Consider the following 16755-nt stretch of genomic DNA (forward strand, 5'->3'; position numbering starts at 1 on the left):
AAATACGTGGAATAAAATAATTAAAGCAGCCAGCCACCCAGCTATAAAAAGGTAGAGGTATCGCCATTTTTTGAATAAAGGCGGCTTGTCTATGTTTCTTTCAGAAATCAATTCGGTCATTTGCCTAAGGATATCAAGTTTACAAAAATTCTGTATGCCCCAGGCACTCCAGCCGGTAATTCTCTAAACCAGCTGTATCCCGAATAGACATAGTATCCCCCTCCATACTTTGCGACGAGTAAGCCTCCGGTTTTTGGACTCTCACCCGGATCATTACTTTTTAATATCGGTGTGAATTCTTCCCCCCATTCATTTGGAAAGTAAAGCCCACGCTCCTGCACCCAGCCTTCAAAATCTTTTTCGGTAATTCGATTGGGCCCTTTCATCACTGGGTGATCAAAAGCTAAAATTTCTACAGGTGCCTCCTCAACTGCTACCCGATCTCTCGATAGCTTCAAGGAGTACGGTGATATATCCTGAGTTACCAACCTGTGACTTGTGTTGTATTGAATGATCAGATTTCCACCTTGTTTTACATACTCAAACAACTCACTGTTTTTGTATGACAACCAATCCACTGTATTGAACGCACGAATACCCAGGATTACAGCATCATATTTCTTTAAGTTATCAGCCGATACATCATCCTTGGCAAGTGATTCTACCTGATACCCAATTTGTGATAAGTTTTCAGGAATGGCATCCCCTGCTCCATCTATGTATCCGATAAGATTCCCTTTTCTTTTGAGGTTTACTTTCACAACCTTCACTTTCGCATCCGGATAGAGTGTTTGCTTTGGGATATGATCGTAATCTATAACTGTGAGTCCCTTGGTGTAAGTCCTCCCATTTATTTCGGCTTTCGCTAGCACATTACCCTCAGATGAACTTGCAGGAGGGGAAATACTGAAAGTGAATATTTGCTCTTCGCCTTTTTGATTTAAATCAAACGCATATTGGGCAGGTGAAACCTTCCAGCCATCCGGGGTATCCAATGTAACATTCCCTTTTGTCTTGTTTTTTCCTGCTATTACACGTACGTCAACCGATTTGGATTGATCATCACCAAACACCAGCACTCCTCCAGATATATTCACCATTACCGGTGGTCCTATGGTTAAGGGCTCAGTCACTTCACCTTCTACAGGGTCTGTCCGCTTGAAAACAACAGGCACTTCAATGTGAATTTTTTCATCGTTTAACAAAACACTCACGACTCCTTTGATCGCCGGATCATTTTCCGGTTTTCCGATCATTTCCTGGTCATTGACAGTATACATTCCAAGCGTTCCTTTTTCTCTCAACCAATACGGGTGAGCGTACTTCGTACCATTCGGAATTAAAAAATTCATCTCGGTCTGTAGCGGCTTATTGTTAGGGAGTAATACACCTAACTCAATCGGATTAGGCCAGGTATCAAACTTGACCTGTTCAACAAGCATTTTCTGATCACTCCTGTTTACAACCTCCATATTAATCTGAATGGAATCCCCCACTGCATAGTTTGGCTGATCTGCTTTAAGTCCAATGTACAAACCAGAAGCTGCGACAATTAGCTCTTCGATTTCTCGTTTCTTAATTTCTTTCCAAAAATCATTTTGCACACTCTCAAGTGCTTTCCTTGCACCCATAAGTGGCTCAATGATCAGTTGAGGGTTTCGCTCATCATAAATTTTAATAGCCTTATCGATAAAAAATGAAACCTCTTTAGCACCTTCTACCCGTCCCCAGGAAGTATCAATGCCCTCAAATGGTGTATTAGCCTCTTCACCACCCCATTGCTCCAAATATTCAATTTGCTCACCCCTGGAACCTGTTGATCCAAAACCCTGACTTTTGTGCATACTCCTACTTCTTGCCGCTATCTCAGGATATGATTCGCCTAGTAATGGATTGTATTGACCCACATCAATTTTTTTCAGATTGGTGGTATCTCCTCCAGTGTCTCTGAACCACCACCATCCGGTATTCCAAAAAATCTTTTTTGGCTGCCAAGGGTCAACATAATCTAGTTGATCTGGAAAGGCATTAGGGTCTCCACTCAGCTCAAACGCCTCTCTTGCAAGGATGGCGCTCGCGGTATGATGACCATGAGATCGTCCGTCGGAGTTGAATCTGGTGATCACTACATCCGGACGAAATTTCCTGAACGTCCATACAAAATCGGCAAGCACCTTTTCACGGTCCCATATATTGAAGGTCTCATCTGGATTTTTAGAATACCCAAAGTCATTGGCTCTGGAAAAAAATTGCTGCCCTCCATCGGTACGACGAGCAGCAAGCAGTTCCTGGGTGCGAATCAAACCTAATTCTTCGCGGATTTCCGGTCCTATTAAGTTCTGTCCTCCATCACCACGGGTAGCAGAAAGATAAGCTGTACGCATTAGTTTCTCATTGGCATAGAATGCAATGAGTCTTGTGTTTTCGTCATCAGGGTGAGCAGCCACGTAAAGGACAGATCCCAATACATTTAATTTTTCCAGCTTTTGGCGAATTTCACCTGGTTGGTAGGCTTTAGTGTCTTGGGCAAAAGTATTGACGGTAAGAGCTAATACTAAAAAGCTCCAAAAGGCATGGGTTTTCATAAATCGGTTTTCGTTCGGGTTAGTTACGAGATAAAAGTTGGAAAGTTATGAGAAATTGGATGAGTGGTAATCCAATCTTTTTATTTAAAATTTAAAACAACTTATACGAATTTTTACTTATGTAGTATATATCGCCATCAGTTGAAGAATTTATTCCTTAAAACTCCATTAATATACTTAGGCTCTCGAAATGAAGGTACAGCCAAATCTATCAATGGGTTTTTCCAGACTCTTTCTGTTTTACTTATACCTATAATAGGAATTGACTTGTTCAGTGGTAAAACCCTGGATGCCATTATAATATTCACACTTCTTATTTCTATACTGCTGACTTATGAAGTTTTTAGAAGAGGTGGATTAAATCTTTCTGTACTAATTCTGTGCATTTTATTAACAATTGCTGCTACGCTATTATGTGCTATTGGCTATGGGATTCATGATACAGCTGTATTGGCTTACCCGATTATCATTGGTTTGGCAGTCTTTGTTCAAGAGAAAGCATATTTGATTATAAACACAACATTTGTAGGATTGTCTATCGCTGGATTGACTATAGGTGAGAAGATAGGGTTAATAAATCCAGATTATCCTATTGCTGCATCTACTTTATCTGATTTCTTCATTACATCCATCATTATCGTTTTTGGAGGCATTATTTCATATCACTTTGCCACTAATTTTAAAGATTCGCTCGAAAATCATTATAGAAAATTACTGGAGAGGATCGGCGCAACCAGGGAGCTAAACAGGATTGTAGTCGAAAAGGATATGATCATCCGCGAAATACATAAAAAGGTAACCGATAGTATTTACCGAATTTACAATTTGATCAGCTTTATGGCGATAGCGAATGAGGACAAGGTATTCATTTTACAAAACCTAAAGAAAAGAATTTTCGCTGTAGAAACAGCGCATGAAATTCTACTCAACGCAACTGCGACCGAATGGCTTAGTTTGTCACAATATTTACGGCTGCTTTTAGAGAAATTTGGTAAAACAGCCGATGGATTGCATAAAGTTGGAAACCTGAGCCTAACAGACACACCTATTCATATTGATGATGCTATACCGTTAGGAATGTGTACAATTGAAATGCTCGATCGACTGGAGCAAAAATACCCAAGTGAAATTCAACTGAAATCATCAGGTAATGAAATAGAGTTAATCATTAAAAATCTCGGGAAAATACAACCTGCAAATGATTCTAAATCTCTTTCCCTATTGGAGGTTATGCAAAGACAGATCAAAGCTAATATTGAGCTGAAGAATCAAGGGAAGTATACTTTTCAGATTTTCTCGTTCTCCAAAAAAACAGAAAAATAATATGGAGAGCATTGCACAATCCATCAACTACAATAAGAATTTAAGGAATCGAATCTCCGGTATATTATTCAATATACTCCTTATTATTCCATTACTAGCAGTACTGATAATTGTCATGAATTTTACTCTTGGCAATATCACGGTCGCAGCAGTGGTCTTTTCCATAATTCCTATTTGCCTGGTGTGTATATGGCTTCTTAAAAAAAAGGGTAGTGTCAGACTAACCATGTCCATCTTAATTGGCGTATTGCTGGCTGTATCAATCGGTGCGTGTACGTTTGGAAAAGGAATTCATGCTATCGGGATTGTCATCCTCCCAGTAATTATTGTTTTTTCCAGTCTTGTTTTAAGTGCCAGAGGTATATTGTTCACAGTGCTTGGGTGCTTAGCCGGAATAGCCTGGTTAACATTAGGTGACATATATGGACTATATGAACCTAATTATAATAGTCCAACCAGTTTCGCATCGATGGTTGTGATCTTTAGTATCCTATTTTCTCACCTATTCGTTTCTTTTTCGCTTGTAAAAGCAACAAAAAAAGGCATTAATGAAGCGCGCGATGAGGTGTTAAGTCAGAGGAAAATACAAAAAGAAATATCCAGCAACCTCGAAGTAAAAACACTTTTGCTCCAACAAATTCATCACAGGGTGAAGAATAATCTTGCTTTGATTAACAGCCTGATAGATTTGCAGATGTTTGAAAATAAAGATTCCAAAGAATTGTTGCATGGACTCCAGGATAGAGTTGAAACAATTGCTCGTGCACACGATCCACTTTACCATACAGATGATTATCGTGAAGTTTCTCTTAAGCCCTACTTTGAAAAGCTTCTTTCAACTTTTATGATGTCAAGCAACAATTACGACATAAAATTTGATCTGATTGATGTTCAAATTTTTCATGAAAAGGCATTATCTGCAGGCATCTTTCTACAGGAAGCACTTAGTTTATTTAATAAAATTGATCAAGCCGAATTGTTTGTTTTTACATCAATTGAGACGGGTCTGCTAATTTCTGTTGAATCAAAAACCGGTCACATTGCCGATATTGAATCAAGACTGGAAGTCATGTTGCTCAAACTAATGGCTGAAAACAACCACGCTCAACTGACCATATCTCCAAATTCCGCTTCTATTACACTTAATGTTTAGATATTGAGTGTGCCTCTCTGCCAATGAGCTTGCTATTTTTTTTAATAGCTTTAGATAATCAAACGCCTACGCTTGAGAGATTTTTCATCTACACCGAAACACTATGTAAATAGCGACTTGGAGCCAATCGCCAAGGTTATGAACATTGGCTTTTATCTTTTACTGTTCTTTTTATCAATTGTGCTAATTAGACAGATTTATCAGGTTGATTATAAGATAGGCTCATTGGCTGCTATTGGCATTATACTATCATTCGTTTTTAGACATCAGTTTTTAAAAGGACATCTTAAAAGATCAGTGATGCTTATCACTGTATTCTTCACGATTCTTCTAACATTTATTTGCAGTCTTGGACATGGTATTCATGATATTGGTTTAATAGCATTTCCTGTCATTATTGGGTTTTCCAGTATAATCCTAGATCAAAGGCAGCTCATAGTTGCGTCTATTTTAAGTATCGCGAGCCTAATATGGTTGGTAATTGGTGATTTATATGATTCATACTCACCAGTTCCTGTTTCAGATGCAGGACTAGGTGATTTTGTAATTGCTTCCTCAATCATTTTACTGGGTGGTTTCATAGCTTTTAATTTAACTGAGTTGATGAAGAGATCACTTGAGAAAGCGAAGTATGAAATGGACAACAGTCAAAAAGAGGCTGAACGACTCAGACAGGACTCACAACAAAAGATGATTATCATCAAAGAAATTCATCAAGCAGTAATTAACAGCCTCAATTATGTACAGCGCATTCTTGATCATAAAGAAAAAGTGTCTGAAGAGCTCATTCCTCTCTATGAAAGTATTAGAAGAAAAATTGTAGTGATAGAGGTGGCTCACGAAATACTACATGCTGGTGGGGCTCCAATTATGCTTGATGTTAGTCTTATGACAAAGGAACTCATTAGAAGAGTAGAAAAGTCCTTTAAATCCACAGTCATCCATTTTGAAGTTGACAACTCTCAATGCCTTATCACATTGGATGATGCAATCAATTACGGTATCTGCTTGGTAGAAATACTATTTGATGTAGATACAAAAGAATATCAGTCAATAAATCTGACACTTAAGGTTAATGGTACGGAAATTAAAGTTACAATTAAAGGCCTGGATCCAGCCATAAAAGAGGATAGTAAGGTTAGCTTGATTATTGATTTACTTACCCGGCAACTAAAGGGAAGCCTTAATAAAGCCGGAGATGAAATAACATTAAAATTCGATCCAGGAAAATTAAAATGAATTCGACTAAATGGCTACCGTACGATCAAACACTTGATAACTACTCCAGGAATGAGATTAGTAATTTGCTACGCATTTTTCTTTATACGATACCTATAGTCGCGATCATCTTGTCTGTAGTCAATTTCTCACTTGGTTTTACTCACATTGCAATTGTTATTCTTTCTGTCCCTACTTTTTGCGGATTGTCATTGATTGCATTGAATCGGGGACATATTAATCTTTCTATGATCACGCTCATTTCAGTTCTTATAGCAGCTACAACTATGAGTTGTGTTTTGGGAAATGGCATCCATGAAACCGGCGCAATGGTTTTACCAGTAATTGTACTCTTCTCAAGTCTGGTAATGAATGTGCGTGGCGTAATTATAACAACAGCCACAGTGATCCTTTGCGTGGCATATATTGTATTTGGTGAAGCTTATGGATTTTATCCTGTAAGAAACACCCCTAATGCCAGGTTTTTAGATTTAATTGTTGTCCTGTCTGTTACTACAATTCACATATTTGTGACATATAACTTCTCAAACATCACCAAAAATAATCTGCGAAGAGTAAAATCTGAGCTCGAGAACCAAAAGAGATATCGTGATGAAATGAAGGAAAATCTAGATGAGAAAGTGGAACTCCTTAGACTAGTACATCATCGAGTAAAGAATAACCTGCTACTTATAAATAGTCTGGTGGAATTAGAAACAATTGAGGATAAGGAAGCACGCAAAGATCTTCTTGATATCACAGAAAGTATTCATACGATTGCACGTGCGCATGACCCACTCTTTCATTCAGAGGATTATAAGCAAGTAGCCATTAAGCCGTATTTAGAAAAAATGATCTCCACTTTAAGTATGTCCGCTGGCTTTAAAAATGTTTATGCAGACCTCCAGGACGGTGAGTTACATCATGAAAAAGCTCTTGTAATTGGAATGATCTTGCAAAAGATTCTTAATCAACTGCTAGAACCACGAAAAAATGAATTGAAGATCGTATTTAGTTTAAATGAGGCTCAGATGAAGCTGGATATAGCTTCGCTGAATGGTCAATTTCAGTTCACTAACCTAGGTCTTATTGAATTGCTGTCTCGTGAAATTGAAGGTGAAATCAGTACATCGTCAAAAGGGGCAGTCCTAACATTTAACAGATAGACTATCCTAATTTACTGAAATCCTTTACTTCAGCATCTGTGGTTAGAATTCGCTGGAAAATGGCATTTAAGTCATCAAAATCCCACGGCTTGGTTACAAAGTCATGTATACCAAAATCACCGATCGTTTCGTATAAATCAGCTCGTTTGATAAAGCCACTCAAAATCATTCGTTTCATCTCAGGGTGTGACGAAAAAACATCTTTTAGTAACTCCACTCCCGACATGTGTGGCATGCGGTGATCTGTAACAATCAGGTCAATTTTCTCTTTTTTAATTACTTCAAGAGCCTCTTGTGGGCCCAAAGCAGTATGAACATTATATAGCCTTCTGAAGGTGGATTTAAACCCTCTGAGGTTTGGCATTTCATCATCCACATAAAGAATGGTATATTCTTTTTCGACCCTTGCTGCCTGCCTGGCAGCTCTTCTTGCGGCTCTCCTTTCCGCTCTTTCTTCAGCTGTGAGTGTTTCCATAGGCACTTATCTTCAAATACAAAAATACACGAAATGTCGAGGATCAAATATCTATTTTCGCGTAGGTAAAATACTTAATTTATGAAAGAATAAAAATGAATTTCTTGTTCTAACTAGCTGCTCGTTTTAACGAAAAATTGAAAATCGTACCCTTCCCGTTAGGATTGTCCATTACCTCGATAGATCCCATGTTTTGCTCAATCAGATCTTTACATATAAACAGACCAACTCCCGAACTCTTTTCATTATCAGTACCCGTTCGCTTATTGTCTTTTTTCATTTCAAATAAGTTGGTTTTCATCTCATCAGGAATGCCTATTCCGGTATCACAAAATTGAACATGTATAGTATCCGAACGTTCCTCGACCATCAGATCAATGTTTCCATTTTTCTCAGTAAACTTCACTGCATTTGACAATAGGTTTCTCAAAACTACTTTGAGAGCATTTTTATCAAAGAGGCATACCGCTTCCAAATCTCCAGAGATTTTTAGTTTTAGCTCTTTATTATCAATATGATTTCTTGCCTGCTCCACTATCGGATCAATCATTTCTTTCAACACTATTTCTTCTTGATCTATTCGTTTATTATCGGACGCAGCATGACCCCACTCCATCAATTCATCCAGCATCTGTATTGTATGGTCAACTCCTTTATCGATCGTTCCAAGAAACTCCTTTGCCTGCTCCACACTCACCTGCTCATCTCTTGTAAGTGTAATTACACTTTTCAGGTTTCCCAAAGGACCTCTGAGATCATGACTTACTATTCGAATCAAAGTATCCCTAAGCAGACTGGATCTCTTCAACTCTGAGATCTTTTCCTCCACACGTTTCTCAAGATCCTTGTTTAGTTCTTTATTTTCTCTGAACGATTTGGCAAAAATTTCTGATAGTGCGATTGATTGAAAGAACAGAAATACTATAAACCCTGTATTCACAAGATTTGGCCCGGCATTAATAAAAATGATTCCAGATGTCTTTAGCAATTCAGCCATTACAAAAACAAAGCAAAGTGCTGTGCCGGATAGCACATAAATTGAACCTGTCAATTCCTTTCTCACCGCACTAATAAGCATAGAAAAAGTAAGCACATAAGATAAAAGAATGATCAAATTGTAAATATCCAGTGTATGGTAAAAAATCCGGTAAGGTGTGACCAAAACAAACAAGAGGAATGCAAATGTGACAATCAGAAAACCTTTAACAAACTTCACGAAATGTGGAAGAGTATACAATCGATAAATGAATAACAATGTGAGTGGAACTCCGGCATAGCTGCAGAAAAACTCAATTTTTCTTCCAAGAGTAAGACTTACGTCTGGGAAAAAAGTGTAGAATATCATAGACCCATCATCTACCAAAGTCGCCCTCACAAATATTACAACGCATAAAAGAGCCAAATAGAGATAATACGTTTTTTTAACCTGCCAAAACAAAACCAGATTATAGGCAGCAAAAATTGCAATGCTTCCTATCTCCATCAATTCGATTTGTTGCTGCATATCTTTTAAATAAGTTGAAAGGTTAAGTAAGGTATCTGATGCTTAATAATCAAGCGCTTATCTGAAATTTTCGACCATTCTCTTTGATATCTACATATTTCTATATCTTTAGCTAACTTCTAAAATTTTTGAATTATGTCAATGTACTGCCTCGTTTGGAAATATAAACTATCATCAAACCAAGCAAAGTTTGAAGAAGAATATGGCCGTAATGGTGGCTGGTTTAAACTTTTTGAATCCTGCGAGGACTATTTGGGCTCTGATCTTTTAAAGAGCTCTGATGGAAAAACATTTATAGTCGTTGATAAGTGGATGTCAAAAGCTGATTATCAGGACTTTCTCGACGAAAACAAAGCTGAGTACGACCAGCTCAATGAAAAAAGTAAAGCGCTCTACGACGAAGAAGAGCAAATGGGTGAGTTTGACTTGCTACAATAAGCATAACCACCACTCCTTTATAGACGTTTGAGTTAGTGAATCAAACTAACTTGAAAATGAAATCAACCACAAGAATCACTTTGATGGTGGTCATTGCCGCCATCGTATCCTTTTCCTTTATCAAATCAGAAGAGCATATAGCTGAAATGGAAGCTGTAAAAAAAGTCGTGTATGATTCGTACATCAATGGGGCATTCAATGAACTAAATGCTGAAGCGATGGAAAAGGGCTTTCACAAAGACTTTTCCATATTTACACCTAAAGGTGAGGAGATAAGCAAATATCCAATTGCGGACTGGATTGCCGGTGTGAAGAAGAAAAAAGCTAACGGATATGACCAAAATGATAAAAAGAATATTTGGGATCACAATTTTGCAAATATTGACATTACTGGTAAGGCAGCACAAGTTAAAGTCGAGTTAAAAAATCAGGGGAATCATGTTTATACAGATTATTTGAGCCTTTTAAAATTCGATAGTGGATGGAAGATTGTTGCCAAAGTTTATCATAAACATGAAAAATAAAATCTCATCAAACAATAGCTCATTTGTGAATGAAAATAAGGATTGCTACGCGTGAAGATGTGCCATATATGGTTGCAATGCTGGCCGATGATAAACTAGGGATCCTTCGAGAAGACTATCAGATTCCATTACCAAAAAAGTATTTTGATGCATTTCAAAAAATCAATCAAGACCCAAACCAGTTCCTGATCGTGGGAGTAATAGAAGGAGAGATAGTTGGAACGGCACAGCTATCGCTTATACCATACTTGACTTATCAGGGAGGTATTAGAGCTCAAATTGAAGCTGTTCGAGTTAAATCAACATATAGAGGAAGTGGCTTAGGAGAAAACCTGATTCAATGGATGATTCAAAAGGCCAGAGAAAGTGGGGCACATCTAATCCAGCTCACAACTGACAAAAAAAGACCCGAAGCATTAAAGTTTTATGAGAAATTAGGGTTTAATGCCACACATGAAGGCATGAAGATGCACTTTTAAGTTCTACTTTTACATAGCTATGTTACTTATAAGTGCACTTGCATCTGAGGTAAATCTATTGTTGATAATAAGCCTCGTTATTGTTTTCCTAGGATTGATCCTTAGGCGCTTCAATCAGCCTTACATTATCGCTTATATTCTTTCAGGAGTAATCTTAGGTCCCTATGGATTAGCTATCGTGACTGATACCGAAGTAGCCCAAAGCCTTGGCGATATAGGGTTGATCATTCTAATGTTCTTCATAGGAATGGAAATTTCCCTACCTGACTTCCTTAAACGATGGAAAGTGGCCTTTTTTGGTACTGGCATGCAAGTCATTTTCAGCATTTTACTCATGTACATGTTGGGCAGCTTTCTCGACTGGTCCATCAATCGAGTGATCTTGCTAGGCTTCATTATAAGTATTAGTAGTTCAGCAGTTGTAATCAAGCTCGTTCAGGATAGGTCTTCATCAGATACAAAAACCAGTGATAATGTCATCAGCATATTGCTAACACAGGACATTCTCATCGTCCCAATGATAATTACGCTAACCCTGCTAGGAGGACAATCTCTTGATATCGGGCAAGTAACATTGCAGATAATTGGCGGGATTTTGATCATGATAGTCATGATCTATTTGATCAAAAAGCAAAGAATTAAACTCCCTTTTGAAAAGGTATTGAGTAAGGATCACGAATTACAAATTTTTGCCGGACTAATCGCATGTTTTGGATTAGCACTCATCACCTCCTTGTTTGAATTATCTGCCAGCTTGGGTGCGCTTATTTCAGGCATCCTTATCAATGCCTCCGATTCGAATAAATGGCTGCACGATAGCCTGCATTCGTTTAGAGTAATTCTCATCTCGATTTTCTTTATATCTGTTGGAATGCTCATAGATCTTACATTTTTAAGTGAGCATATTATAGCAGTTAGCTTCCTTGTGCTCATCGTCTACTTGTCAAATCACGGGATCAATACGCTCTCCCTCAGACTTCTGGGCAATGACTGGAAAGAAAGCCTCCTCGGAGGTTCATTCCTTGCACAAATTGGGGAGTTCAGTTTTGTGCTGGCAACTATCGGTCTACAGCAAGGTATAATCACTACATATGGATATCAAATCACGATTATTGTAATTGCTATCACGATATTCATCAGCCCATTCTGGGTATCTCTTACTCAGCTTTTAATAGGAAAGAAGAGTTGAAAATCTTAAAAATCAATATCACCCCAGACGCTTGACTTTGCATAGGAAAAATATCCTCTGTCAATTACAATCGGCGAAGTAATATTATTATGATAGAGTCCTCCGGTACCCAGCCCGTGAAATTCATCACTATTGGAGTATGTAGAAGCAAATTGAGCTATTGCATTAAGGCCAAGATTAGATTCCAGATATGAGGTGATCCACCACTTAATTCCATGTATCTCTGCCAGGTCAATCCATTCTTGTGAGGACGCAAAACCTCCATGTAGGGTAGGCTTAATAACCACATAGTGAGGCTTTAACTCCTGCATTAAATCTACACGGTCTCTCGACGAATAAATCCCTATAAGTTCTTCATCCAGCGCTATTGGTATTTCACTTCTGTTACATACAAGTTCCATTGCTTCATGTTGCATTGGCATAATGGGTTGTTCGATCGAATGAATATTAAACTTACTCAGCTCTTTCAGTTTAAAAAGCACCTCATTTGTTTGAAAAGATCCATTTGCATCTAATCGAATGATAAGATCCTCCGATACTGAACGTAAAGATTTGATTATTTCTATTTCGGTTTCAAAATCGAGCGAACCCACTTTTAGTTTAATACATCTAAACCCTTGATTCAACTTTTCCACGATTTGCTCTTGCATGAAATTTTTATCCCCCATCCAAACCAGACCATTTATCGGAAGCTTAATTTTTTCCAAATTTTCACTAAAAATCAACTTCTTCCCGCCATGAATTAAGTCCAGAAATGCCATTTCCATCCCAAAGCGAACGCTTGGGATTGCAGGAGGCACCAGCTTACTCACTACATCATAAACTTCTTCTTCTGATTCCGGAGTAACAATTTCTTCAATATCGACACACAACCTCTCAAGAAAATTAGGCACATCTTCAACATCTTCCGGACTGAGTCTTTGAATTGGGGCGACCTCACCAATTCCGAACCTTCCATCCTTATCAATCAATTTTAAAAACCAAACCTTCCGATCACTCATCTCTCCCCTACTTGTCCGGGCAGAAAATTTAAAATCAAGAACATACGGTTTAATTTCGAGGCTCAACATGGATCTAAAATTAGACGATTTTCTCTACGAACTGCCAGATGACAGGATTGCCAAGCATCCACCTGAGACAAGAGGTGGCTCCCGGCTACTCGTTTATAAACAAGGTGAAATTTCTCATCACGAATTTATGAACATTCCTTCCCTATTGCCTGATGAATCACTGCTTGTTTTTAATGACACGAAGGTTATTCCAGCCCGTATCATTCTTCATAAAGAGAGTGGTGCTAGAATTGAAGTTTTCCTATTGGAACCTCTTACACCATCTAAAGTGCATGAAGAGGTAATGAATACGAAAAAAGAGTGCTCCTGGAAATGCATGATTGGAAATGCGAAAAAATGGAAAATTGGAACATCGCTTCACTTAGAAGATTTATCTCTCAATGCCATTCGTACCGCACATGATGAGGTGACTTTTCATTGGAATAACAGTCTCACTTTCTCTGATTTATTGACCGAAATAGGTAAAATCCCACTTCCACCTTACATTGATAGAGAAGTAGAAGAGTTTGATCAAGAGCGTTATCAAACTGTGTATTCACGCATGAAGGGTGCCGTAGCAGCACCAACAGCCGGACTTCATTTTACAAACGAAATAATTGAAACCATCACTAAAAAAAGGATCAAAACAGATTATCTCACCCTTCATGTCTCAGCTGGCACCTTTCAGCCAATAAAAAATGCCAACATCGCCGAACACCCTATGCATAATGAGCAAATATGGGTGAGCAGAGAAAATGTAGAGAATCTTCTTCTTGCCAAAAAGGTCATTTCAGTCGGAACAACCTCTATGAGAACCTTGGAAAGCTTGTATTGGTATGGTGTGAAACTAAAAAGTGGTGATTCTGAGTTTTTTATAGATAAAAAAGATGCCTACAACCTAAAACCAATTGAAAGAGAGGAAGCACTTCAATATGTTTTAGAGGAGATGAAACGACGAAATGTCGAGCGAATCGGCGGTCAAACGGAAATATTCATTTACCCAGGCTACAAGTTCCAAATATGTGATGGATTGGTTACAAACTATCATTTGCCGGGCTCTACATTAATACTGCTCGTCGCATCATTTATAGGCAATGACTGGAAACACGTGTATGACAGTGCATTAAATAACAACTACAGATTCCTTAGCTATGGAGATAGCTCACTGCTTCTACCCTAGGTGGACTTCATTTTAATCCTTTGATCACGAATGTAGTCCAGGGAAAACTTCCCACTACCCGCAATCCCAACCACGATAAGAAGTCCAAGAGTAATTGCTGCTACAGGAAACTCCATATAGTTTTCAGCAGTTAGCATTTGCTTATAGTTGAAGATTACGGCTCCAGCAAGAATCGGGATGTTAAGCAAGCACATCCATCGTGTAAGAGCACCACACATTAGAATAATACCTCCGGCCATGTGGATGAAAATAATGGCATGAGCTAAATGAGCTGCCACAAAAACCCATCCTACTGACTGAATGTTAGCTGTGAAACTATCAAAATTACTTGCAAAGACAATTCCTTTGTAAGTAATAAAGCCACCCAAAGCAATTCGAAGAAAATCGACCAAAATGGGTGGATTTATTGATTCGAGTTTTTGAACAATCCCCATAACTTATGCCATTTGGTGTATCATTAAGTTATTCAAAAAATCATTCAATTGCAATTTTTACGACTCGGTAGAACCGTTCAGGCTATTCATCGAAAGAATAAAAAATACCCTAAATAGGGTATTGATTGCCAGTAGCAAACACCCTTGTTTTGTATTACCAACTATTCAAAAGCTATGAGTCAATTATTAAAAACCTTGTCTCTAGAACGAGTTCACTTAGAACTATTCGGGAAATGTTTCCTATTAATTCTAATCCTCGCTCTTTTGATACTTTGATCGCTCTGATCACCGCACTACTATTTACCGTTAAACATTTAAAAAGCGCCCAAGGGCGCTTTTTTCATTATGGTTTATCAGCTCAATAAATAGTTTTTCGTATCACTCAATCTCAAATCTTGCGAGAATTTTATAGTCTAATATTATTTCTCTGAAATTGAGATTATATTCTGGTTCCCAATAATCGCTAGCTAAAGCTCTGCTAACCGCCCCTGCTGACCTCAATCGATAGCTATATCCATAACTGTCAGCTTCATGCTCAATGCCAATTTCCTCAACAAACAAAAGCCCTTTTACTTCCTGACCTATTTCTGTGAGCATCAAATCAGCTTTTTTCTTTGCAGACTTTATAGCATCAACTTTTGTTTTGGATTTGTAATCAGACAGATCAGAATGATCAACTTTATCAAGAGATATGTAATCAACTCGAAGTTTTCCCACCTTCTCATATACTTTGCTTACATGCTCTACATCATTCAAGGTAAGTTTATATCGTTTAGTAGTGTTTAATGTTGGCTGAAAAACGCCATAGTGTATGTTTCCATCGATATCTTCAATAACCAACTGTTCATCGGGATTTATACCAATAGATTTTAAGGTATCAACGAGTGCATGCTCGATTTCTGAAATTGGATGTCGCTTCTTATTTCTCTCTGTGATTCGAATGGAAAGCTCAATCTTATCTGGCACAATAGTCATTTGAGACTCACCTGTTACTTCCACATAAGGGAGACTTCTGATTAGTCTGGTTTGAGCGAACGATGATAGCGAAATAAAAACGACGACAATTAAGGATGATATTTTCATATTTTAATTTTTGTTTGATTCTCTATGTATCCCTGTAAGTACTCATGTGGTAACTATGCTTTCTACCATTCCAATACAATCACGGTTAAATGCAATTATTTATTCGATTAGGTACAGTTTGAGTTTATCAAAAAACTTCAAAAGTGGCTATGAAACTGTCCCATTTTAAGATGGCCTTAGAAATATTTATCGCATGCACGTTAAGTGAGTAAATTGCATCTATTAGACACATAAGCATGGAAACAGTTAGATATAGTGTTACAGAAGAACGACTGAACGTAATAACGCATGCGATTGGGGTTATCTTCGGGGCTGTTGCTACAGGTTTTATGTTGCTAAAAACCAACTCTTTAGAATCACGAATTGCGGTTCTAACCTTTGGCATAAGCCTGATACTCTTATACACAGCTTCTACCCTATATCATTTAGCTACAAAACCGGAGCAAAGAGTTAAGCTTCGTATATTCGACCATGCCGCTATTTATGTATTGATAGCGGGTACTTACACACCTGTATGTATGATCACACTAAGTGACAGTATTGGATTTACCCTGCTAATTATTATCTGGAGCGTTGCGATTTGTGGAGTAACATTAAAACTGTTCTTCACAGGACGATTCGATCGACTATCCACCATTATGTATATAGCCATGGGTTGGATTGCTTTATTTGCTATTAAACCCCTACTTTCAGCTATGAACACAGATGGCCTTCTGTGGATGTTGTATGGAGGAATATTTTATACAATAGGTGCAGGGCTTTACAGCATTCGCTCAATTCCTTTTAATCACGCCATATTTCATGTATGTGTTTTGGGTGGCAGCATATGCCATTTCATAATGGTGTATTTTCATGTTTTATAGTATCATAATCGACATAAACTCATAACAAAACGGAATATCTGAATAGGTAATTCGGAATGGATTGTATAACTTATTATAAGTTTATTCTTAAC

16 protein-coding genes are annotated in these 16755 nt (G+C 37.9%); 10 read left to right on the plus strand and 6 right to left on the minus strand.

The features are described from left to right. Nucleotides 1-116 precede the first annotated feature (116 nt). Nucleotides 117-2585 carry a PIG-L family deacetylase gene (locus CHB71_RS11815; protein ID WP_089357135.1) on the minus strand — a complete coding sequence of 823 codons (2469 nt, stop codon included), beginning with the start codon at nt 2583-2585 and terminating at the stop codon, nt 117-119. A gap of 141 nt (nt 2586-2726) precedes the next feature. Here CHB71_RS11815 and CHB71_RS11820 point away from each other — a divergent pair, with 141 nt between their 5' ends. The 4 genes from CHB71_RS11820 to CHB71_RS11835 all read left to right on the plus strand — a co-directional run bounded on the left by CHB71_RS11820 (nt 2727) and on the right by CHB71_RS11835 (nt 7445). Then, on the plus strand, nt 2727-3908 hold the full coding sequence (locus tag CHB71_RS11820) for a sensor histidine kinase family protein (protein WP_089357136.1): 1182 nt from the start codon (nt 2727-2729) through the stop codon (nt 3906-3908). Nucleotide 3909: 1 nt separating this feature from the next. Then, the gene (locus CHB71_RS11825; protein WP_089357137.1) at nt 3910-5061 is read left to right on the plus strand and encodes a sensor histidine kinase; all 1152 of its coding nucleotides are present in this window, start codon (nt 3910-3912) and stop codon (nt 5059-5061) included. Nucleotides 5062-5133: 72 nt separating this feature from the next. Then, the gene (locus CHB71_RS11830; RefSeq protein ID WP_089357138.1) at nt 5134-6300 is read left to right on the plus strand and encodes a sensor histidine kinase family protein; all 1167 of its coding nucleotides are present in this window, start codon (nt 5134-5136) and stop codon (nt 6298-6300) included. Further along, nucleotides 6297-7445, plus strand: coding sequence for a histidine kinase dimerization/phosphoacceptor domain -containing protein (locus CHB71_RS11835; protein WP_089357139.1), 1149 nt, complete (start codon nt 6297-6299; stop codon nt 7443-7445). Before CHB71_RS11830 ends, CHB71_RS11835 begins: the two co-directional genes overlap by 4 nt. A 1-nt stretch (nt 7446) precedes the next feature. On the opposite strand, the gene CHB71_RS11840 is transcribed toward CHB71_RS11835, so the two are convergent. Next, complete coding sequence (locus CHB71_RS11840; protein WP_089357140.1) at nt 7447-7920, minus strand: response regulator; 474 nt, start codon at nt 7918-7920, stop codon at nt 7447-7449. A 109-nt stretch (nt 7921-8029) separates the two neighbouring features. After that, entirely contained in the window at nt 8030-9424 is a 1395-nt protein-coding gene (locus CHB71_RS11845; RefSeq protein ID WP_089357141.1) for a sensor histidine kinase, read from the minus strand. Nucleotides 9425-9559: 135 nt separating this feature from the next. Here CHB71_RS11845 and CHB71_RS11850 point away from each other — a divergent pair, with 135 nt between their 5' ends. The 4 genes from CHB71_RS11850 to CHB71_RS11865 are packed head-to-tail and all read left to right on the plus strand — an operon-like array spanning nt 9560 to nt 12054. Continuing rightward, on the plus strand, nt 9560-9862 hold the full coding sequence (locus CHB71_RS11850) for a hypothetical protein (RefSeq protein WP_089357142.1): 303 nt from the start codon (nt 9560-9562) through the stop codon (nt 9860-9862). A 56-nt stretch (nt 9863-9918) separates the two neighbouring features. Beyond that, a complete protein-coding gene (locus CHB71_RS11855) occupies nt 9919-10386 on the plus strand; it encodes a nuclear transport factor 2 family protein (protein ID WP_245811261.1) in 468 nt (155 codons plus the stop codon). A 29-nt stretch (nt 10387-10415) separates the two neighbouring features. Beyond that, nucleotides 10416-10865 carry a GNAT family N-acetyltransferase gene (locus CHB71_RS11860; protein WP_089357143.1) on the plus strand — a complete coding sequence of 150 codons (450 nt, stop codon included), beginning with the start codon at nt 10416-10418 and terminating at the stop codon, nt 10863-10865. A 19-nt stretch (nt 10866-10884) separates the two neighbouring features. Beyond that, the gene (locus CHB71_RS11865; RefSeq protein ID WP_089357144.1) at nt 10885-12054 is read left to right on the plus strand and encodes a cation:proton antiporter; all 1170 of its coding nucleotides are present in this window, start codon (nt 10885-10887) and stop codon (nt 12052-12054) included. Between the two features lie 5 nt (nt 12055-12059). On the opposite strand, the gene menC is transcribed toward CHB71_RS11865, so the two are convergent. Beyond that, complete coding sequence (gene menC, locus CHB71_RS11870) at nt 12060-13124, minus strand: o-succinylbenzoate synthase (RefSeq protein ID WP_089357145.1); 1065 nt, start codon at nt 13122-13124, stop codon at nt 12060-12062. Here menC and CHB71_RS11875 point away from each other — a divergent pair. Beyond that, nucleotides 13123-14283: an S-adenosylmethionine:tRNA ribosyltransferase-isomerase gene (locus tag CHB71_RS11875; RefSeq protein ID WP_089357146.1), complete on the plus strand. Its 1161-nt coding sequence runs from the start codon at nt 13123-13125 to the stop codon at nt 14281-14283. The two genes, menC and CHB71_RS11875, sit on opposite strands and share 2 nt — an antisense overlap. Here the strand turns inward: CHB71_RS11875 and CHB71_RS11880 are convergent. Further along, entirely contained in the window at nt 14280-14717 is a 438-nt protein-coding gene (locus tag CHB71_RS11880; RefSeq protein WP_089357147.1) for a DoxX family protein, read from the minus strand. The genes CHB71_RS11875 and CHB71_RS11880 overlap by 4 nt on opposite strands. Nucleotides 14718-15095: 378 nt before the next feature. Further along, a complete protein-coding gene (locus tag CHB71_RS11885; RefSeq protein ID WP_089357148.1) occupies nt 15096-15800 on the minus strand; it encodes an SIMPL domain-containing protein in 705 nt (234 codons plus the stop codon). 236 nt (nt 15801-16036) lie between these two features. On the opposite strand from CHB71_RS11885, the gene trhA reads away from it, so the two are divergent. After that, nucleotides 16037-16663: a PAQR family membrane homeostasis protein TrhA gene (gene trhA / locus CHB71_RS11890; RefSeq protein WP_089357149.1), complete on the plus strand. Its 627-nt coding sequence runs from the start codon at nt 16037-16039 to the stop codon at nt 16661-16663. Nucleotides 16664-16755: the final 92 nt, after the last annotated feature.

Origin of the sequence: Ekhidna lutea (assembly GCF_900188325.1) — a bacterium.
Classification (GTDB): Bacteria; Bacteroidota; Bacteroidia; order Cytophagales; family Cyclobacteriaceae; genus Ekhidna; species Ekhidna lutea.

What these genes read in the sequence shown, in the direction of transcription:
- CHB71_RS11880 (WP_089357147.1), bottom strand. Translation starts at nt 14,717, where the DNA reads ATGGGGATTGTTCAAAAACTCGAATCAATAAATCCACCCATTTTGGTC.
- CHB71_RS11885 (WP_089357148.1), bottom strand. Translation starts at nt 15,800, where the DNA reads ATGAAAATATCATCCTTAATTGTCGTCGTTTTTATTTCGCTATCATCG.
- CHB71_RS11875 (WP_089357146.1), top strand. Translation starts at nt 13,123, where the DNA reads ATGGATCTAAAATTAGACGATTTTCTCTACGAACTGCCAGATGACAGG.
- CHB71_RS11840 (WP_089357140.1), bottom strand. Translation starts at nt 7,920, where the DNA reads ATGGAAACACTCACAGCTGAAGAAAGAGCGGAAAGGAGAGCCGCAAGA.
- CHB71_RS11855 (WP_245811261.1), top strand. Translation starts at nt 9,919, where the DNA reads ATGAAATCAACCACAAGAATCACTTTGATGGTGGTCATTGCCGCCATC.
- CHB71_RS11860 (WP_089357143.1), top strand. Translation starts at nt 10,416, where the DNA reads ATGAAAATAAGGATTGCTACGCGTGAAGATGTGCCATATATGGTTGCA.
- CHB71_RS11815 (WP_089357135.1), bottom strand. Translation starts at nt 2,585, where the DNA reads ATGAAAACCCATGCCTTTTGGAGCTTTTTAGTATTAGCTCTTACCGTC.
- CHB71_RS11850 (WP_089357142.1), top strand. Translation starts at nt 9,560, where the DNA reads ATGTCAATGTACTGCCTCGTTTGGAAATATAAACTATCATCAAACCAA.
- trhA (WP_089357149.1), top strand. Translation starts at nt 16,037, where the DNA reads ATGGAAACAGTTAGATATAGTGTTACAGAAGAACGACTGAACGTAATA.
- CHB71_RS11845 (WP_089357141.1), bottom strand. Translation starts at nt 9,424, where the DNA reads ATGCAGCAACAAATCGAATTGATGGAGATAGGAAGCATTGCAATTTTT.
- CHB71_RS11865 (WP_089357144.1), top strand. Translation starts at nt 10,885, where the DNA reads ATGTTACTTATAAGTGCACTTGCATCTGAGGTAAATCTATTGTTGATA.
- CHB71_RS11835 (WP_089357139.1), top strand. Translation starts at nt 6,297, where the DNA reads ATGAATTCGACTAAATGGCTACCGTACGATCAAACACTTGATAACTAC.
- CHB71_RS11825 (WP_089357137.1), top strand. Translation starts at nt 3,910, where the DNA reads ATGGAGAGCATTGCACAATCCATCAACTACAATAAGAATTTAAGGAAT.
- menC (WP_089357145.1), bottom strand. Translation starts at nt 13,124, where the DNA reads ATGTTGAGCCTCGAAATTAAACCGTATGTTCTTGATTTTAAATTTTCT.